The organism is Leifsonia sp. PS1209, from assembly GCF_012317045.1.
Lineage (GTDB): Bacteria > Actinomycetota > Actinomycetes > Actinomycetales > Microbacteriaceae > Leifsonia.
In genome coordinates, this window is the sequence record NZ_CP051154.1 from 2,936,487 (window position 1) to 2,954,999 (window position 18,513).

At 68.6% G+C, this 18,513-nt stretch carries 20 protein-coding genes and 1 tRNA gene; 7 read left to right on the plus strand and 14 right to left on the minus strand.

Going from position 1 to position 18,513, the window contains the following annotated elements; translation table 11 throughout:
• Nucleotide 1 precedes the first annotated feature (1 nt).
• Entirely contained in the window at nt 2-859 is an 858-nt protein-coding gene (locus HF024_RS13955) for a universal stress protein (protein ID WP_168689946.1), read from the minus strand.
• Nucleotides 856-1,791: a universal stress protein gene (locus tag HF024_RS13960; RefSeq protein WP_168689947.1), complete on the minus strand. Its 936-nt coding sequence runs from the start codon at nt 1,789-1,791 to the stop codon at nt 856-858. Before HF024_RS13960 ends, HF024_RS13955 begins: the two co-directional genes overlap by 4 nt.
• 102 nt (nt 1,792-1,893) lie before the next feature.
• On the opposite strand from HF024_RS13960, the gene HF024_RS13965 reads away from it, so the two are divergent.
• Nucleotides 1,894-2,202: a DUF5652 family protein gene (locus tag HF024_RS13965; protein ID WP_247597121.1), complete on the plus strand. Its 309-nt coding sequence runs from the start codon at nt 1,894-1,896 to the stop codon at nt 2,200-2,202.
• Nucleotides 2,203-2,205: 3 nt separating this feature from the next.
• Here HF024_RS13965 and HF024_RS13970 read toward each other — a convergent pair.
• Nucleotides 2,206-2,278 (minus strand) — tRNA-Thr (locus HF024_RS13970).
• 57 nt (nt 2,279-2,335) lie between these two features.
• Nucleotides 2,336-3,241 (minus strand): thioredoxin domain-containing protein, encoded by a 906-nt coding sequence (locus HF024_RS13975; protein WP_168689948.1) that lies wholly within the window; start codon nt 3,239-3,241, stop codon nt 2,336-2,338.
• Nucleotides 3,242-3,521: 280 nt separating this feature from the next.
• On the opposite strand from HF024_RS13975, the gene ugpC reads away from it, so the two are divergent.
• Nucleotides 3,522-4,616, plus strand: coding sequence for a sn-glycerol-3-phosphate ABC transporter ATP-binding protein UgpC (ugpC, locus tag HF024_RS13980; RefSeq protein ID WP_085371096.1), 1,095 nt, complete (start codon nt 3,522-3,524; stop codon nt 4,614-4,616).
• A 113-nt stretch (nt 4,617-4,729) separates the two neighbouring features.
• A complete protein-coding gene (locus tag HF024_RS13985) occupies nt 4,730-6,037 on the plus strand; it encodes a DUF4032 domain-containing protein (RefSeq protein WP_168689949.1) in 1,308 nt (435 codons plus the stop codon).
• Between the two features lie 96 nt (nt 6,038-6,133).
• On the opposite strand, the gene rlmB is transcribed toward HF024_RS13985, so the two are convergent.
• From rlmB to HF024_RS14005, 4 genes are all read right to left on the minus strand, one after another.
• On the minus strand, nt 6,134-7,189 hold the full coding sequence (gene rlmB / locus HF024_RS13990) for a 23S rRNA (guanosine(2251)-2'-O)-methyltransferase RlmB (protein ID WP_085371098.1): 1,056 nt from the start codon (nt 7,187-7,189) through the stop codon (nt 6,134-6,136).
• Nucleotides 7,186-8,619 (minus strand): cysteine--tRNA ligase, encoded by a 1,434-nt coding sequence (gene cysS, locus HF024_RS13995; protein ID WP_168689950.1) that lies wholly within the window; start codon nt 8,617-8,619, stop codon nt 7,186-7,188. The genes rlmB and cysS overlap by 4 nt, the downstream gene beginning before the upstream one ends.
• Before the next feature lie 65 nt (nt 8,620-8,684).
• Nucleotides 8,685-9,857, minus strand: coding sequence for a 2-C-methyl-D-erythritol 4-phosphate cytidylyltransferase (gene ispD, locus HF024_RS14000; protein WP_168689951.1), 1,173 nt, complete (start codon nt 9,855-9,857; stop codon nt 8,685-8,687).
• A complete protein-coding gene (locus tag HF024_RS14005) occupies nt 9,858-10,340 on the minus strand; it encodes a CarD family transcriptional regulator (RefSeq protein ID WP_021763858.1) in 483 nt (160 codons plus the stop codon). It lies immediately after the preceding gene.
• 165 nt (nt 10,341-10,505) lie between these two features.
• On the opposite strand from HF024_RS14005, the gene HF024_RS14010 reads away from it, so the two are divergent.
• Nucleotides 10,506-11,012 carry a hypothetical protein gene (locus HF024_RS14010; RefSeq protein ID WP_168689952.1) on the plus strand — a complete coding sequence of 169 codons (507 nt, stop codon included), beginning with the start codon at nt 10,506-10,508 and terminating at the stop codon, nt 11,010-11,012.
• A gap of 81 nt (nt 11,013-11,093) precedes the next feature.
• Here the strand turns inward: HF024_RS14010 and HF024_RS14015 are convergent, their stop codons facing one another.
• Both HF024_RS14015 and HF024_RS14020 read right to left on the minus strand, forming a co-directional pair.
• The gene (locus HF024_RS14015) at nt 11,094-11,777 is read right to left on the minus strand and encodes a response regulator transcription factor (RefSeq protein WP_168689953.1); all 684 of its coding nucleotides are present in this window, start codon (nt 11,775-11,777) and stop codon (nt 11,094-11,096) included.
• Nucleotides 11,774-12,925, minus strand: coding sequence for an ATP-binding protein (locus HF024_RS14020; RefSeq protein WP_168689954.1), 1,152 nt, complete (start codon nt 12,923-12,925; stop codon nt 11,774-11,776). The genes HF024_RS14015 and HF024_RS14020 overlap by 4 nt, the downstream gene beginning before the upstream one ends.
• Before the next feature lie 190 nt (nt 12,926-13,115).
• Between HF024_RS14020 and phoU the strand changes: the two genes are divergently transcribed.
• Entirely contained in the window at nt 13,116-13,772 is a 657-nt protein-coding gene (phoU, locus tag HF024_RS14025; RefSeq protein ID WP_085371104.1) for a phosphate signaling complex protein PhoU, read from the plus strand.
• Nucleotides 13,773-13,862: 90 nt separating this feature from the next.
• On the opposite strand, the gene HF024_RS14030 is transcribed toward phoU, so the two are convergent.
• Nucleotides 13,863-14,612 carry a phosphoglyceromutase gene (locus HF024_RS14030; RefSeq protein WP_168689955.1) on the minus strand — a complete coding sequence of 250 codons (750 nt, stop codon included), beginning with the start codon at nt 14,610-14,612 and terminating at the stop codon, nt 13,863-13,865.
• Nucleotides 14,613-14,652: 40 nt separating this feature from the next.
• On the opposite strand from HF024_RS14030, the gene HF024_RS14035 reads away from it, so the two are divergent.
• Nucleotides 14,653-15,483, plus strand: coding sequence for a class I SAM-dependent methyltransferase (locus HF024_RS14035; RefSeq protein WP_168689956.1), 831 nt, complete (start codon nt 14,653-14,655; stop codon nt 15,481-15,483).
• 9 nt (nt 15,484-15,492) lie between these two features.
• On the opposite strand, the gene HF024_RS14040 is transcribed toward HF024_RS14035, so the two are convergent.
• The 3 genes from HF024_RS14040 to HF024_RS14050 form a co-directional block, all read right to left on the minus strand.
• On the minus strand, nt 15,493-16,605 hold the full coding sequence (locus HF024_RS14040; protein ID WP_168689957.1) for a folate-binding protein YgfZ: 1,113 nt from the start codon (nt 16,603-16,605) through the stop codon (nt 15,493-15,495).
• Nucleotides 16,605-17,201, minus strand: coding sequence for an FABP family protein (locus HF024_RS14045; protein WP_085371108.1), 597 nt, complete (start codon nt 17,199-17,201; stop codon nt 16,605-16,607). The genes HF024_RS14040 and HF024_RS14045 overlap by 1 nt, the downstream gene beginning before the upstream one ends.
• A 184-nt stretch (nt 17,202-17,385) precedes the next feature.
• Nucleotides 17,386-17,709: a hypothetical protein gene (locus tag HF024_RS14050; protein WP_247597122.1), complete on the minus strand. Its 324-nt coding sequence runs from the start codon at nt 17,707-17,709 to the stop codon at nt 17,386-17,388.
• Between the two features lie 85 nt (nt 17,710-17,794).
• On the opposite strand from HF024_RS14050, the gene HF024_RS14055 reads away from it, so the two are divergent.
• Complete coding sequence (locus HF024_RS14055) at nt 17,795-18,487, plus strand: response regulator transcription factor (RefSeq protein ID WP_085371110.1); 693 nt, start codon at nt 17,795-17,797, stop codon at nt 18,485-18,487.
• Nucleotides 18,488-18,513 lie beyond the last annotated feature (26 nt).

Sequence of the window (18,513 nt, forward strand, 5' to 3'; positions counted from 1 at the left end):
GTCAGACCGTACTGTCGGGACCGACGACCACCGTCGGTGCAGCGATATCGAGGATCATGGCGTGGCTCACCGAGCCGAGCAGCACACGGTCGACACCGTGCAGCCTCTCGGTGCCGACGACGAGCATGGACGCAGACTCCGCGACCTGCTTCAGCGCGACGTGGGCCTCACTCCTCGTCAGCACCGGCGTGATCGTCAGATCCCTATTGCTGCTGCGGAGGCTCTGAACGACCGCGTCGAGTACGAGCTGGTGCTCCTCTTCGAGCTCGCCGAGGAAGGGACCGTCCAGCCGGATGTCCGGAACGCTGACCACGGGGTCCAGCCACGCGTGCACCACCACGAGCTCCTGGTGCAGCCGTCGCGCCTCGCGCGCGGCGAACCGAGCGGCTTTGAACGAGACCTCCGAACCGTCCACCCCCACCGCGACTACGGAACGGGACGCCTCCGGCAGCCCCGGGATGACGGCGACCGCGCCGTGCGCCGAGGCCGCCAGGCGCGCGCCGAGCGACCAGTGGTAGCGACCGCGCGGTCCTTTCCGCTCACCCGTGCCGACGACGACGAGCGTGTCCGGCCGCGTCCGCCGACGCAGCTCCTCCAATCGTGCGCCCGCCATGATGTGCGTGTTGACCCGGAGGCCGGGATACTCGTCTGCGACACGCTGGGCCATAGCGTCGGCAGCGAGATGACGCCGGGCGACCATCTGCTCCGTCACGACCTGGCCAGGGGTGAGCGCGTCCGTGTCCTCGACATCGACCAGGATGATCCCGTCGCCCTCGTACACGGCTCTTTCTGCCGCCCATTCGAGGGCGAGATCCGCCTCCAGGCTGCCATCCCATCCGACGATCGTCCTGTCGTTCATCCTTCGCCCTCTCTCTCGTCAGCAGTCGTCGGGGACCGGCCGATGTCGTACGGCTGCGGGCAGACGAAGACGGGGCATGGCAGCTTCTGCAGCACATCGTGGCTGACCGACCCGAGCATTCCGGCGAGGAGTCGTCCTCGTCCCCTGGTTCCTACGACGAGCGCAGCCGCTCCCGTCGCGCGTTCGATCAGCGCCTTCGCCGGGTTGTCACGGACCACGACCGGTGTGATGGCGGCTCCGCGCGCACCGGTGACCTGCGCCAACGCGTCGGGGATCACTCGCTCGACGCGGGCCAGATACTCAGGATCGACCGGCCGTCCGGCGTCGAGCGCCCGCTGAAACACTTCGGGCACGTCCCAGGCGTGGACGGCGTCGATTCGCGCGTGCAGCCAGCCGGCCTCTTCGACGGCGAACGCCACGGCGGACAGCGACTCGACGGAGCCGTCCAGCCCGACCACGACCACGTTCCGCTCCACCGGTGCCCGGTCGGGGATCACAGCGACCGTGCACTCCGCTCTCGACGCCAGTCTTCCCGGCAGCGAGCCGATGCGGGAGCCGTCGTCCCCTGCCCGTTTGTCCGTCCCGACGACCAGGAGCCTGGCCCCCGTGGATGCTGCGAGAAGCGCCGCGGACGGCGGACCCTCCAGAGAGCGGAACACCGCGGGGACGGTCGGGGCGAGGGCGTGGACGTGCCCTCGAGCTTCGGCCAGCTCCTCCTCGGCGGTGGTGATGATGTCGAAGCGCGGTCCGAACACGGCCGCCCCCAATCGTGTGTCGACGGCGTGGACGACATCCAAGGCCGCCCCGCGCTCGACCGCTCGCGCGGCAGCCCAGTCAAGGGCCCGCCACGCGGAGCTCGTACCGTCGAATCCCACGACGATCCTGCCGCCGCTTGGCACGCGCTCCCGTCCACCACCGTCCTGAGCCTCCATCGGGCTCCTCCCATCGTCACCGGTCAGCATCCCGCACCGCGCCGCCCCTCCGTTAGGACTTTCGGCCTTGCTGCACGCGACGTCTGCCGGTTGAGTGATGCCATGAGAAAGCACAACAGCAGCCACGGTTCTTCGCTGCAGTTCCGCGACGTGCAACCGGGAGTCAAGGTGCTCCTCGGCGGGGCGATCGCCTGGACCCTCGCGTGGAAAGGTGTCTCCCTGTGGCGGGCGGCACGAAATGGCAGCAAACCCTGGTTCGCGACCCTGCTCGTCTCCAACACCCTGGGTGTGCTGGACGCCGTCTACCTGTTCGGCGTCGACCGCCGCCACCGCTCAGAGCACCGTGAGGAGCTGGCAGTGCTGGCCGCGACGGGAGAGCCAGAGCAGGGTGCCCATCGGCAGGAGACCTGAGAGAGCCGGCCACGGGACTCGAACCCGTAACCCCCGCTTTACAAGAGCGGTGCGCTACCAATTGCGCCAGGCCGGCAGGCGACGGTCGCCCGTCGTCGGCACCCATCCTACGGGATGGGGTCCTGCGGTCCGGTCAGCCTGCGCTGGGGCTCGGGGACGGCGTCGCGGTCGACGAATACTGGTCGCCCTGCGCCTGCAGCACGAACGCCTTGAAGTCGGCCGCGCTGGTCAGCGAGCCGGTGTACTGCTTGCCGTTGACCAGCACCAGCAGCGCGTTCGTCATCTTCTTGACCGTCGAGTTCGGGATGGGGCCGCTCAGCGCCCTGTCGCTCGCAGTCGTCACCCAGGTCTTGAACCGGCCGTCGTCGATGCAGGAGGAGATCTCGCTCGTCTTGGTCGCTCCGGCGTCGCTGACGCGGGACTTGATCTGCGCGTCGGTGAGGCCGGGGCCGCCCTCCTTGGGCTGCTTGGTGAACATCGTCGCGTTGAACTTCCAGAACGCGTTCGGCGAGTAGTTCGCGACGCACGCCGCGGCGTTGGCCGCCCGCAGCGAGTATTTCGTCCCCGCCGAGTGGCTCGTGTAGATGGCGACCGGATGCACTTCCATCGTCACCGCGCCGTCCTTGACGAGCGGTTCGAGCTGCTTGAGGTTGGTGCGCTGGAAGTCGCCGCACAGCGCGCAGAGGTAGTCGGCGTACACCCGGATGTCGACGACGCTGCCGCTGGGGTCCGGCGTCGAGGGGATGGGCTTGGCGTCCGCCGCGAGGGCTGGCGTCGGCTTGACGGTGAGGCCGGAGCCGATCAGCACACCGTCGCTCGCCATGTTCTTCGGGCCGGGGACGGTCGGGCGGATCGCGCTGACGATGATCAGGGCCACGACCGTGACGACGGCGAGCACTCCGATCACGATGCCGCCGGTCAGCAGCGCCTTGTTCCTTCGATCCTTCCGCTGCTGGGACGTGCGCAGCTGGCGGGCCTTCTCCCTGGCTGCCTCACGCCGTTCGTTGGCAGGGCGGCTGTCGTCGGGGCCGTCGGTCATGAATATCACTTTCGGGGGAATCGCTGGGGCACTGCTTCGGGGCAGTGTGGTTCGGATCGCGCGCTCAGCACGCAACCGGTCGATCGTAATTCGGCAGTCTGGGAATCGTCCAGACGCCGGCTGAATGCGCCGTGGACCCCTGGGTGCCCGTGTGGTCACGACGCCGTCGCCGATGTCATACTATGGGGTCGTGGCACCGTCGCCCCAGGACGACAGTTCCACCTACCCATTCACAACGGATCGTCCGGCACGTACCTGCCGGTGAAGGAGTAAGAAAACAATGGCGTCAGTCACCTATGACAAGGCAACCCGTCTGTACCCGGGTTCCAACCGCCCTGCAGTGGATGCACTCGACCTCGAGATCGCCGATGGCGAGTTCCTCGTCCTGGTCGGTCCGTCCGGTTGTGGTAAGTCCACCTCGCTGCGTATGCTCGCCGGCCTCGAAGAGGTCAACGACGGCAACATCTTCATCGGCGAGCGCAACGTCACCGACGTTCCGCCGAAGGACCGCGACATCGCGATGGTCTTCCAGAACTACGCTCTCTACCCGCACATGACCGTCGCAGAGAACATGGGCTTCGCGCTCAAGATCGCCGGCGTCAACAAGGACGAGCGCGCCTCCCGCGTCCTCGAGGCCGCCAAGCTGCTCGACCTGGAGCCCTACCTCGGCCGCAAGCCGAAGGCGCTCTCCGGTGGTCAGCGTCAGCGCGTCGCGATGGGCCGCGCGATCGTCCGCAGCCCCCAGGTGTTCCTCATGGACGAGCCGCTGTCGAACCTCGACGCCAAGCTCCGCGTCCAGACCCGCACCCAGATCGCGTCGCTCACCCGCCGCCTCGGCGTCACCACGGTCTACGTCACGCACGACCAGACCGAGGCTCTGACCATGGGTGACCGCATCGCGGTCCTCAAGGACGGCGTCCTGCAGCAGGTCGGCACCCCGCGCGACCTGTACGCGCAGCCGAACAACGTGTTCGTCGCCGGCTTCATCGGCAGCCCGGCCATGAACCTGTTCTCGGCCGACGTCACCGACGGCGGTGTCAAGTTCGGCACTTCGGTCGTCCCGATCGAGCGCGAGGTCCTCGCGAACGCCGGTTCGGCCGTCACCATCGGTGTCCGCCCGGAGGACGTCGTCGTCTCCACCACCGAGAACACCGGCCTCAAGGTCACGGTCGACCTGGTCGAGGAGCTCGGCGCAGACGGCTACCTCTACGGCCACTCGGAGATCGACGGCAAGCGCACCGACATCGTCGGTCGTGTCGACGGACGCATGCACCCGAACGCGGGCGACACCGTCTACATCACCCCGAAGCCGGGCCACGTCCACGCGTTCCACGCGGAGAGCGGCGAGCGCCTCGGCGGTGCCGTCGTCGACTGAGGTCGCAACGCATCCTGACAGTGCCGCAGTCCTTCCCGGACTGCGGCACTGTCGTTTTCCCCATCCGCTCCCCCGCCCTCAGCGCTCCCACCCGCATCCGATAGGTTTTCATCATGGCTGGCTCCCTCAACATCACCGCGGCGACGGTCGATCCCGCACTCCTCGACCTCCCGTGGAACCTTCCGCTCGACGAGTGGTCGAGCGAGCACATCGCCGTTCTGCCCAAGGGGATCTCCCGCCACCTGGTGCGCTTCGCGAACCTGTCCGGCTACGTCATCGCCATCAAGGAGACGACCGCGGAGATGGCCACGCGGGAGTACGAGATGCTGCGCACCCTGCAGCGGGTGGACGTGCCGTGCGTCGATCCCGTCGCGGTCATCAAGAACCGCACGGACGACGAGGGCGACCCGCTGAAGGCCGTGCTGGTCACGCGCCACCTCAAGTTCTCGCTCCCATACCGGGCGCTGTTCTCGCAGACCCTGCGGCCCGACACCGCCACCCGACTGGTGGATGCGCTGGCCGTGCTGCTCGTGCGCCTGCACATCGTCGGGTTCTTCTGGGGCGACGTCTCCCTCTCCAACACCCTGTTCCGTCGCGACGCCGGCGCGTTCGCCGCGTACCTCGTGGATGCGGAGACCGGCCAGCTCTACGACGGCGGCCTCTCCAACGGTCAGCGCGAGAACGACCTGGAGATCGCCAGGGTCAACATCGCCGGCGAGCTGATGGACCTCGAGGCCGGCGGTCGCGTGGACGAGGAGCTCGACCCGATCAAGGTCTCCAACGGCATCGTGGCCGCATACCGGTCGCTCTGGAAGGAGCTGACAGGCAGCGAGTCGTTCAAGTCGTCGGAGCGCTGGCGCATCAACCAGCGGGTCGACCGCCTCAACGATCTCGGCTTCGACATCGAGGAGCTCGCGATCAAGACCTCCGACGAGGGCACGACGGTGCGCATCCAGCCGAAGGTGGTGGATGCCGGTCACCACCAGCGCAGGCTGCTGCGCCTCACCGGCCTCGACACCGGAGAGAACCAGGCCAGGCGACTGCTCAACGACCTGGACTCCTACGCCGCGACGCTCGGCAAGCAGGGCCTGGACGAGGAGGCGATGGCGCACGAGTGGCTGATGCGCGTCTTCGAGCCTGTCGTGCGCGCGATCCCCGCCGACCTCAAGGGCAAGCTGGAGCCCGCCGAGGTCTTCCACCAGCTGCTGGAGCACCGCTGGTTCATGTCGCAGGCCGAGGGCCGGGATGTGCCGCTCGCCGAGGCCCTGACCTCGTACATCAACGACATCCTCCGCCACCGCCGCGACGAGGCGACCGTGATCGCCCCGCCCACCGAGACCATCAGCATCCCGATCCTGGCGTCGGAGACGGGAACGGGCGACGAGGACGACGACGCCGACGACTGGCGCAGCAAGGTCTGACCCCACCTACAACCGCGAGATGCCAGCAACTGCGCCGATTTCCGTGGAATCCGGCGCAGTTACTGGCATCTCATCAGCCGGGCGGCGACCGCCTGGCTACTTCTTGGCCTCCGCGCGCAGCTTGGCGATCTCGTAGAGCGTGACGCTCGTGGCGATTCCCGCGTTGAGCGACTCGGTGGTGGCGGTGATCGGGATGGACACGATCGCGTCGCAGGTCTCGGTGACCAGGCGCGACAGTCCCTTGCCCTCGCTGCCGACCACGATCACGACCGGCCGGTCGGCGAACGACAGCCCGGGAAGCGACACATCGCCTCCGCCGTCGAGGCCGAGCACGAAGACGCCGGCCTCCTTGAACGCTTTGAGCGTCTGCGTGAGGTTGGCCGCCATCGCGACGGGCGTGCGCGCTGCGGCGCCCGCCGACGTCTTCCACGCCGAGGCGGTCATGCCGACCGAGCGACGCTGCGGGACGATGACGCCCTGCCCGCCGAACGCGGCCGTCGAGCGGATGATCGCGCCGAGGTTGCGGGGGTCTGTGATGCCGTCGAGGGCGACGAACAGCGGCGTCTCCCCCTTGCGGATGGTGAGGTCGAGCAGGTCGGCCGGGTGCGCGTACTCGTACGGCGGCACCTTGAGCGCGACACCCTGGTGCACGGCGTCGCGGCCGGCCAGGCGGTCGAGCTCCGGACGCATGACCTCGAGGATCGGGAGACCGCGACCGGTGGCGATCGACAGGATCTCCTTCACCCGCTCGTCCATCTCGACGCGCGCGGCGATGTAGAGAGTGCTGGCGGGGATGTGCGCGCGCAGCGCCTCGACCACGGAGTTGCGGCCGGTGACGATCTCGCTCTCGTCGCCCGACTTGGCGCGGCGTGCAGCACCGGATGCGCCGCGCGGCGCGGTGTCGCCCCTCCCGCGGCCCTGGCCGGAGCCCTGACCACGGCCTTCGCCCGGCTTGCCGCGCCCGCCCGCTGCGGCGTAGCGCTCGCGCGCCGCCTTCGCCTTGCCGGCGGGGTGGTACGGCCGGTCCTCGGCCTTCGGCGTCGGCTTCTTGCCTTCGAGTGCCTGCCTGCCCTGTCCGCCCGAGCCCACCTGGGGACCCTTGCGGCTCTTCCTCACGGCCCCGGCGCGGGGCTTTCCACCCGAGTTCTTCATGATTCGATGCTCCAATGCGACACCGTCTGGGTGTCTTCGATGGTGATTCCCGCGCTCGTCAGTTCGTCGCGGATGCGGTCTGCTGCCGCAAAGTCTTTCGCCTGCCGTGCCGCCTGCCTGTCGGCGAGCAGCCGCTCGACCAGCTGGCCGAGGGCGGCGTCCGCCGCCGACGATCCTGCGGTGTTCCAGTGCGGGGACAGCGGGTTGATGCCCAGCACCTCCGCCATCGCGAGCGCGTGCCCGCGTGCGGCGGCGGCGGCTTCCAAGTCTTCCGCATCCAGTGCCGCGTTTCCTGAACGCACGGTGTCGTGCAGCACGGCGATGGCCTGCGGAACGGCGAGGTCGTCGTCCATCGCCTCGGCGAAGGCGTCTGGAACGCTCTCGACGCCGCTCCCGGCGAAGCGCGTTCCGGCCAGCCGGCGGTCGACCCGCTCGAAGAACCCGGAGATGCGTTCGAGTGCCGCCTCCGCCTCCTCCAGCGACCCGTCGTGGAAGTCGATGGTCGACCGGTAGTGCGCCGACCCGAGGTAGTACCGCACCACCAGAGGACGCGCGGCGCCCAGCAGGTCGGCCGCGTAGACCGAGTTGCCGAGCGACTTGCTCATCTTCTGTCCGTTGACGTTGACCAGGCCGTTGTGCACCCAGTAATTGGCGAACGCATCCCCCGCCGCCGTCGACTGGGCGATCTCGTTCTCGTGGTGCGGGAAGCGCAGGTCGAGCCCGCCGCCGTGGATGTCGAACTGCGGCCCGAGGTAGCGCCGCGACATCGCGGAGCACTCGATGTGCCACCCCGGCCGCCCGTCTCCCCACGGAGACGGGAAGGATGCGGACGCCGGCTCGTCGGCCTTGCGCCCCTTCCAGAGCGCGAAGTCGCGCGGGTCTCGCTTGTCACGGGGGTCTGCGTCGGCCGCGGCCTCCATGTTGTCGATGCTCTGCCTGGTCAGCTCGCCGTACGACGGCCAACTCTTCACGTCGAAGTACACGTCGCCGGAGCCGTCCGCCGCGGCATACGCGTGCCCGCGCTCGATCAGCCGGGCGATGATCTCCTGCATCTGCGGGATGCTCGCCGTGGCCCGCGGCTCGTAGGTGGGCGCCTGCACACCCAGCGCCGTATACCCCGCGGTGAATTCGAGCTCGAAGCGGTACGCGAGCGCCCACCACTCCTCCGCACTGCCGGACTCCCGAGCAGCCTCGGCGTTGACCAGGATCTTGTCGTCGATGTCTGTGACGTTGCGCACCAGGGTGACCCGGTATCCGCGATAGCTCAGCCAGCGCCGCAGCTGGTCGTAGACCAGCGCGGAGCGCAGGTGGCCGATGTGCGGAGACGACTGCACGGTCGGACCGCACACGTAGATGCCCACCTCGCCGTCGCGGAGCGGGATGAAGTCGCGAAGGACACCGGCCTTCGTGTCGTAGAGTCTCACAGTCACGGCATACAGCCTACGGGCCGGGCCGCGCGGGTGCCGCGCGAGCGTTCGAACATGTCAGTAACTCGTCAGACCTGTCGGCTGTGGATAACGAGGGCGGTGGCGAACGCGGCGATGCCCTCGCCGCGGCCGGTGAACCCGAGGCCGTCCGTCGTGGTCGCGGATACCGACACCGGGGCGCCGAGGATGCCGCCGAGCAGCGCCTCGGCCTCCGCACGTCGCGGCGCGAACTTCGGCCGGTTGCCGACCAGCTGCACGGACACGTTCCCGATCCGGAATCCCGCCTGCTCGACCAAACGTCGGGTCTCCGTCAGGAACACGGATCCGTGAGCACCGACGAATCGCGGATCGCTCGTGCCGAACACGCCGCCGATGTCGCCGAGGCCCGCGGCGGCGAGCAGCGCATCCGTGATCGCGTGCGCGACGGCATCCCCGTCGCTATGCCCGGCGAGCCCGGCCTCCCCCGGCCAGTGCAGTCCGGCGAGCCACAGCTCCGCCGACAGGTCGAATGCGTGCGTGTCCGTTCCGAACCCGATGCGCGGCGCAGCGTGGGCGGCAGCGGCAGACCCGGCGATCAGCTCCTCCGCCCGGCGCAGGTCCCACGGCGTGGTGATCTTGAACGCGCGCGCGTCGCCCGGGATGACGGAGACCGCCCGACCGGATGCGGCGACCAGCGCGGCGTCGTCCGTCTCCTCCGACGCCGCTGCTGCGTACGCGGCGGCGAGGTCGGCCAGCGGGAAGCCCTGCGGCGTCTGCACGGCGGACAGCACGGACCGGTCGACGGTCTCGTGGATCTCCCCGTCGGCGCCGACGCGCTTGATCGTGTCGCTCACCGGCAGGCCGGGCACGACACCGTGACCCCGCGCATCCACCGCCGAGACGACGTCGTCGAACAGCGACGACGGAGTGAGCGCCCGAGCGGCGTCATGCACCAGCACGACCTCGACGGAGTCCGCGAGCACGGCGATGCCGGCCGCAACGGACTGCTGCCTGGTCATCCCGCCCGCCACGACGGAGACGGGCGCGCCGAAAGCTCGGGATGCGAGCTCCGTCGCGTCCCCGACGAGCTCCGCGGGGGCGACGACCACGACCTGCGCCTCTTCGCTCATTCCCGCGACGGCATGCACCGAACGCTCGAGAAGAGTAGAGCCCCCGAGAGCCACGAAGGCTTTCGGGAGCTCTGCACCCAGACGCGTGCCACTACCGGCGGCGACGATCACCACCGCGAGGCGCGGCGACACTCAGGAGGCCAGGACCTCGTCGAGCAGGCTCGATGCCTTCTCGTCGTCGGTCTTCTCGGCGAGCGCGAGCTCGGAGATCAGGATCTGACGAGCCTTCGCGAGCATCCGCTTCTCACCGGCGGACAGGCCGCGGTCCTGGTCGCGGCGCCACAGATCGCGGACGACCTCGGAGACCTTGATGACGTCGCCGGAGGCGAGCTTCTCAAGGTTCGCCTTGTAGCGGCGGGACCAGTTGGTGGGCTCCTCGGTGAACGGAGCGCGCAGAACCTCGAAGACGCGGTCGAGACCCTCTTTGCCGATAACGTCCCTGACGCCGACGAGGTCGACGTTCTCAGCGGGAACCTCGATGGTGAGGTCGCCCTGGGTCACGTTGAGCTTGAGGTACAGCTTCTCTTCACCCTTGATGATTCTCTTCTTGACTTCGGTGATAGTCGCAGCACCGTGGTGGGGGTAAACGACGGTTTCGCCAACCTCGAAAAGCATAGATTGATGTCCCTTCAGCAACTACTAGGATACCACATGAGGCACATGCTAAGGTTCGCCTTCGCGCGCCCGAGCGCCCGTGGGCATGCGCTAAACTCAAACAGCATTCCGCTTTCTCACACGGCGCATTCGCAGGCCGAGCGGAACGATCTGGAGGGTCATTCAGTGAAAGCTCGTGTCGCAGCGTCCATCGCCCTTGCTCTGGCGGTCGCGTTCGGAACGGCCGGTTGCGGCTTCATCGCCCCGCAGGCCACCACGAAGCACTACGACGCGAGCGACGGGGTGAGCGGTAACGTCGGCCAGATCGACGTGCGCAACGCCATCATCATCACGGACGCGAAAGACGGCACCGTCGGCAACCTCGTCGTGACGCTCGTCAACAACGACTCGAAGAGCATCGAGGTCTCCATCCAGGGCGGAGACCAGAGCGCCTCCACGGCAGAGGTCACCGTCAAGCCCGGCCAGGTCAAGCAGCTCGGCAGCGACCCGCAGTCCAGCTCCAGCAACAACGTCTTCTTCGCCAACTTCGACGGCAAGCCGGGCGGCCTCTACTCCGTCTTCTTCCAGTACGGAGACGAGACCGGCCTGAAGCTGCAGGTCCCCGTCCTCGACGGCGCCCTGCCCGAATACCGCGACCTCGTGCCGCCCACCATCCTGCCGGCCACCAAGTAGTCGGTCGCACGCGCAAACGAAACGGCTCCGAACTTCTTCGTGAAGTTCGGAGCCGTTCGCGTTGTCGGTGCGTGAAGTCCTCTAGGCGTTGAAACGGTAGCCGAGCCCGCGCACGGTGACCAGCATCGCCGGCTCCGACGGGCTCTCCTCGATCCGCGACCGGATGCGCTTGATGTGCACATCCAGGGTCTTGGTGTCGCCGAAGTAGTCGCTCCCCCACACCCGGTCGATCAGCTGGCCGCGCGTCAGCACCCTCCCCGCGTTGCGTAGCAGCAGCTCCAGCAGCTCGAATTCCTTCAGCGGCATGGAGATCTCGGTGCCGTTGACCTGCACCGTGTGCCTGTCCACATCCATTCGCACCGAACCGGCTTCGAGGATCGCGTCGTCGATCGTCTCCTCCGCCTCCACCCTGCGCCGCAGCACGGCCCGGATGCGCGCGAGCAGTTCGCGGGACGAGTACGGCTTGGTCACGTAGTCGTCGGCGCCGAGCTCCAGGCCCACCACGATGTCGACCTCGGAGTCCTTGGCGGTCAGCATGATGATCGGCACGCTCGACCGGGTGCGGATCTCCCTGCACACCTCCGTGCCGGGGATGCCGGGCAGCATGAGGTCGAGCAGGATGAGGTCTGCGCCGTCCTTGTCGAACTCGGCGAGCGCCGTCGGCCCGTCCTCCGCGACCGTCACGTCGTAGCCTTCGCGCTTCAACAGGTAGGCGAGCGGCTCGCTCAGAGCGGCCTCATCCTCGACGAGCAGGATGGATGTCACGTTGGTTCTCCTATCGGGGGACGAACAGTGGATGCTTCTGGCAGCCGGATGGTGAAGGTCGAGCCGCGACCGGGCTGCGACCAGACGCGCACCTCGCCGCCGTGGTTCTGCACGGCGTGCTTGACGATGGCGAGCCCCAGCCCCGTGCCTCCCGTGTTGCGGGAGCGGGCCTGGTCGACGCGGAAGAATCGTTCGAAGACGCGGTCGAGGTCGTCTTCCGGGATGCCCTCGCCCTGGTCGGTCACCGCGATCTCGACCACGCCGTCGACCACGCGGACGCCGACGCCGATGCGCGAGTCGTCCGGCGAGTACTGGATCGCGTTGGAGATGAGGTTGTGCACAGCGGTGACGAGCAGGGCCTCGTTGCCGAGGATCTCCGCCGCCTTGTCGCCGCGGACCGCGAGCTCGATGCCCCTGGTCTCCGCGGCGACCCTGTTCTGGTCGAGGGCAGCCGTGACGACGGCGTTCGCCCGGAGACGCTCGGCGCTGCCGATGGCATCCGTCGCCTGCAGCCTGCTCAGCTCGATGATGTCCTGTGTGATGCGGGCGAGCCTGTGCGCCTCCTGCGTGAGCCTGTGCGCGAACCGGCGCACCTGGTCCGGGTCGTCCGACGCGCCGTCGAGCGCTTCGGCCAGCAGGCTGACCGCCCCGATCGGCGTCTTCAGCTCGTGGCTGATGTTGGCGACGAAGTCGCGCCGCACGATCTCCAGCCGGTACGACTCGGTCCTGTCCTCCGCGAGCAGCAGCACGTAGCGGCTGCCGAGCCTGGCGACCCGCACGCTCAAGTGGATGTTCGCATCGCCGAACGGGCCGCGCGCGAGTTCGCACTCCTCCGTCACCGGTTCGCCGGTGCGCCGAACACTGTCCACCAGGTCGACGAGGTGCGGGTGCACGAGGGCGCCGTTCCAGACGAGACCGATCGCGTGGGCGCCGGGCGATGCCTTGATGACGTTGTTCGACGGGTCGAGCACGACACCGGCCGATTCGAGCGCATCCAGTACCTGATCGACGCCGTCGGGAACGCTCGGGCTGACCACCTGCACGGCGTGATCGCCCCGTCTCGCGGCGATGTGCAGGATCCACACGAATCCGGCGCCGACCACGAGGCCGAGTGCCAGAGACAGCAGCACCAACCAGGCGGAGTCCATGAGGCAAGCGTATGGGATGCGTAAACAGCCGAATGCACGCATCCCGCAGCCTGCCGCGTGTTTTCGCGGGTACTTTAGACAGTGTTCAGGCGGACGGCACCAACCGTTAACCTGGCGAAGGGAACATGCTCACGGGGTCAGAAGACCCCGCATCCCGCGTGCGTGCGCACGCCAGGAAGGACCACACCCCATGCGCGAAGTATTCCAGCAGGAGCTGGCCGAAGTTCAGGACCGGCTCGTCGAGATCGCGGAACTCGTCGTCCTCTCCATCCAGAATGCAACGCAGGCGTTCAACAACTCCGATGTCAGCCTCGCCGAGGACGTCATCGCCAACGACAACAAGATCGACGAGCTCACCGTGCTCCTCGACGAGCTGTCCATCCAGATCCTCGCCCGCCAGCAGCCGGTCGCCCGCGACCTGCGCATCGTGGTCAGCGCGCTCCGCATCAGCGCGTCGCTGGAGCGGATGGGCGACATGTCCGAGCACATCGCGCAGTTGGCGCGCTACCGCTTCCCGGACAAGGTCGTCCCGAAGAGCCTGCGTTCGACCTTCGCGGAGATGGGCCGTCTCGACGTGCTGATCGCGCAGAAGCTCGCGCAGCTGCTCCGCACGCAGGACCTCGATCTGGCCGACGAGATCCGCAACGAGGACGACCAGATCGACGAGCTGCACGTCAGCGTCTTCGACAAGGTGCTCGGCGAGACCTGGAAGGGCCAGGCGGTCGACACCGTCGACGCGACCCTTGCGTCCCGCTACCACGAGCGTTTCGCAGACCACGCGGTCTCCATCGCCAAGAAGGTCCAGTACCTGGCCACCGGCGACTGGGCCCCCGAGCTGGCCTCCTAGCCCCGAGACTCACCCACCCAAAAGATCGAGTCCGGACTTATTCACGCGACGCGCCGAGCGAAGCGTGAATAAGTTCGGACTCGATTCTTTCTACTTCTTGCCCTGGGCGGCCACGGCGGCAGCGCCGGCGGCGGCGGCCTCCGGGTCGAGGTATGCGGCGGGGGCGATCGGACGGAAGTCCTCGTCGAGCTGGTAGACCAGCGGGATGCCGGTCGGGATGTTCAGCTCGGCGATGTCGTCGTCCGAGATGCCGTCGAGGTGCTTGACCAGGGCGCGCAGCGAGTTGCCGTGCGCCGTGACCAGGACCGTCTTTCCCTCGGCGAGGTCTTTCGTGATGTCGGACTCCCAGTACGGGAGCATCCTGGCGATGACGTCCTTCAGGCACTCGGTGCGCGGCAGGTCGTCTCCGAGGCCGGCGTAGCGCGGGTCGTGCGCCTGCGACCACTCGCTGTCGTCGTCGAGCGGCGGCGGCGGGACGTCGAAGGAGCGGCGCCACAGCTGGAACTGCTCAGGGCCGTACTTCTCCAGCGTCTCCGCCTTGTCGAGGCCCTGCAGCGCGCCGTAGTGGCGCTCGTTGAGGCGCCACGACCGCTTGACGTCGATCCAGAGCCTGTCTGCGACCTCGAGGGCGAGGTTCGCGGTCTGGATCGCGCGGGTGAGCACGGAGGTGTAGAGCACGTCGGGGTGCAGCCCGGATTCGGAGAGCAGCTCTCCGGCACGCTTGGCTTCTGCGACGCCCTGCTCGCTGAGGCGGACGTCCACCCAGCCGGTGAACAGGTTCTTCTGGTTCCACTCGCTGTTGCCGTGGCGGAGGAGGATCAAAGTGTGAGGCGCGGACATGCCTCCTAATCTATCGCCTCGGGTTTGGCAGACTGGACGCATGGCATCCGGCGCGATCGGCACGGTCACCCGTGGCACGACCAACACGAACAGGTTGCGTCGCGTCGACCGCTGGATCGCGACGCTCCCCGTCCTGCGCAGCACTGCAGACCCGCTTGTGGTCGACCTGGGCTACGGCGCCAGCGGCGTCACGGCGCTCGAACTGCACCAGCGGCTGGCCAAGGTCCGGCCGGATGTGGAGGTGCTCGGTCTCGAGATCGAGCCCGGCCGGGTCGCGACCGCGCGGGAGCAACTGGCGGTCGTCCGCTCCGGGGCGACCGGTTTCGCACCGGATGCGCGGATCGGCTTCGCGCTCGGCGGCTTCGAGGTGCCGCTGCCGGACGGCCGCCTGGCCGCGGTGATCCGCGCCTCGAACGTGCTCCGGCAGTACGACGAGTCGGAGGTGGTGCCGGCCTGGCGGCGCCTGGTCTCCCGGCTGCAGCGCGGCGGAGCGCTGATCGACGGCACCTGCGACGAGATCGGCCGTATCTCGTCCTGGGTCGACGTCACCGCAGACGGCCCTCAGCATCTCAGCATCTCGCTGCGGCTCGCCGGGCTCGACGCCCCATCGATCGTCGCCGAGCGACTGCCGAAGATCCTCATCCACCGCAACGTGCCCGGCGAGCCCGTGCACCGGCTGATGCTCGATCTGGACCGGCTGTGGCGCATCCACGCTGCGCTCGCCGCCTACGGGCCCAGGCAGCGCTGGATCGCCGTGGCGCAGGGGATGCGCGACGCCGGCTGGCCGGTGCGCGGCGGGCGCACGCGGTGGCGGCTCGGAGAGCTCACCGTCGACTGGGATGCGGTCGCCCCGCAGGGCTTCGTGTGGTGAGTGCCCCGGCTACGCGCGGGGCTGGCGGGTGACGGCCCCGAGCCTCGGCAGCCGCGGGACGTGCGCTTCTGCGCCCGCCTCCGGAGGGACCACGATCTCCTGAGCTGCCGCGACGGCCGTGCCGTCCGCATCCACCACGAGGGTCGCATCGGCGGGCGTCGACCGCTTCACGACAGCGAGCGCGATCGGCCCGAGCTCGTAGTGCAGGGCCGACGACGTGACGGTCCCGACCTCTTTGCCGTCGTTCGTCACGACGGCACCACGCTCGGGATGCACGCCCTCCGAGCCGTCGAGGTGCAGCATCACGAGTCGCCGGGGAGGATGGCCGAGGTTGTGCACCTTCGCCACCGTCTCCTGGCCGCGGTAGCAGCCCTTGGTGAGGTGCACGGCGGTGCGGAGCCAGTCGAGCTCGTGCGGGATGGTCTTCTCGTCCACCTCGGTGGCGAAGCGCGGGCGCCAGGCGGCGATGCGGAGCGCGTCGGCTGCGAGCGTCCCGGCGACGGGGAACTCGCCGGCGGTGACGCGCGCGGCGATGGAGCCGAGCGCATCCCGTGGCACCAGTCGTTCGCTCCACGTCCACGACGCTCCGGGATGCTCGCCCCGCGCGTACTGGTGGCCGCCGGGGGTCACCGCCCGCCACGGGTCGTGCCAGATGAGCGGGACGCCGTTGGGGGCCGCGATGGGGAGGGCCGGGTCGCCGATGGTGCCGATGGTCGCGAGGTCGGCCGTGCGGTCGGCCAGCTCGACGCGGAGCATGAAGCGCATCGAGGTCAGCCAGGCGAGAAGCCCCTCCGCCTCCGCACTGTCCACGAGCATCCAGAGCGTTTCTCCGTCGTCGACGATGCGGACGGCGTGCTCCAGTCGTCCGGTGACGTCGAGCAGCAGGGTCTCCGTGGACTCGCCCGGCGCGAGGCCGAGGAGGCTCTGACTGGTGAGCGAGTTCAGCCAGCTGAGCCTGTCCGGCCCGGTGATCGTGAGCACGGCGCGGTCGGAGAGATCGACGATCGCGCGGCCATCGGCGAGCGCACGCTGCTCGGAGAGCGGGTTGCCGTAGTGCGCTGCGACGCCGACGTCCGCGATGTCGACAGCGCCCGGCAGCGCCAGGAAGGGAGATGCCGCCATCACTCCGCCTTCGCGAGACGGGCGGAGGCGTGCGTGCGCAGCTCTTGGCCGAGGGCCGCGATGTCCCAGGCCCAGAGCAGGTGGTTGTCGACCAGGCCGTAGAGGCGGGTGGCGGCCGTGTAGTCCTTGGCGCCCGCGGTGCGGACCACCGCATCCGTCGCGAGGTCGATGCGCGGGCCGTTCACCTGGCCGAGGTAGAGCTCGCTCACTCCGTCCGGATGGACGATCGCCACGTCGATGTCGAAGCCGCCGTGCGAGTTGCGGAGCGTCTCGACGGACTGCGCCGTGGAGAACGGGCGAGCACCCTGGCCGGGAAGCATCGCCGGGCCGGCGTCGCCCTCGATGAGCGTGCGGCTGAGGCGCCAGTATCCGGTCTCCGCGGCGAGCGGGGTGTTGCCTTCGTCGAGCACCCACGAGGTGGACGAGTAGTTGAGGTACGGCTGGCCGTCGTGGCTGAAGCTCACGCGCTGGCCGAACTCGAGCTGGGTGTGGTCGTCACCGACCGCGTAGTCGAGCACGCCCGTGCCCTCCCACACACCGATCAACCAGGAGAGAGGGACCAGTTCGGCGGGCAGATCGGTCGGGATCTCGATCATGGCTGTCGTGAAGCGCTTAGCGCTGGCCCCGGAAGAGGTTGTAGACGACGACCACCGAGACTCCGGCGATGGCGAGCGTTGCCAGACCGAGGAGTCCGACGAAGAAGAGTTCGAGGGCAACCAGCATGCAGCCAGTCTAGTCAGTGCCCGGCTGGTATGTCGCGACGCGGCTAGTGCGCAGCGGCTACTGCGCAGCGGCGACGATGCCGAGGATGGCGCCGACCACGCCGAGGATCACGAACGAGCCGGTGACCGTGGCGGCGAGCCTGTTCACGAAGCCGTCCTTCTGCTGGGTCGCGAGCTGGGCGACGAGCCCGAGCAGCACGCATCCGGCGAGGGCGAGGGACAGCCAGGAGGCGTAGCGATCGGGCGGCGAGATGATCGCGATCAGCACCGAGGAGACGAGCGCGAGCGCCCAGACGGCACCGATGCTCCCGTAGCGGGCGCGCTTCGACAGGACGACGTCTCCGTCGAAGGCTGCCGCCGGTCCCATGCTGCTGTCGCTCACTCCACCATTGTGCACCGATCGACGGGGGAAAGGGTTCGCTGGCATTTCCGGTAGCATTGCGGCACAGCACGTTCAGGAGGCTTGAGTGGCGCAGTTGTTGATCCTCACCTCTGCGCCAGACGCGGAGGTGCTCCCCTCCCTCGCCCTTCTCAGCCATCGAACCCGTCAGATCCCCGCTGAGCCGGCGTCGCTCGTCAACGCGCCCAGCTGCGACCTCATCTTCGTGGACGCCCGCCGCGACCTCGCGAGCGCCAAGTCGCTGTGCAAGATCCTCACCACCACCGGCATCACGGTTCCGATGCTGCTGGTGCTGACCGAGGGCGGCCTCACGGCGGTCAGCGCCGACTGGGGCGTCAACGACGTCGTCCTCGAATCGGCAGGGCCCGCCGAAGTGGATGCGCGCATCCGGCTGGCCATCGGGCGGCAGACCCAGGAGCACGCGCAGACCAAGATCCAGGCGTCCGGGGTGACCATTGACGAGGCCAGCTATTCGGCCAAGGCGCACGGCCGCCAGCTCGACCTCACGTTCAAGGAGTTCGAGCTGCTGCGGTTCTTCGCGACGCATCCCTCCCGGGTGTTCACTCGCGAGCAGCTGCTCAGCGAGGTGTGGGGCTACGACTACTTCGGCGGCACCCGCACCGTGGATGTTCACGTGCGGCGCCTGCGCGCCAAGCTCGGCGACCTCGAATCGCTGATCGGCACGGTGCGCAACGTCGGCTACCGCTTCAACGTCTACGAAGAGGACAACGACCGGCTGCCGTCGTCCGTCCGCTCCTGACCTGCACAGCCTCCATTTATCCACAG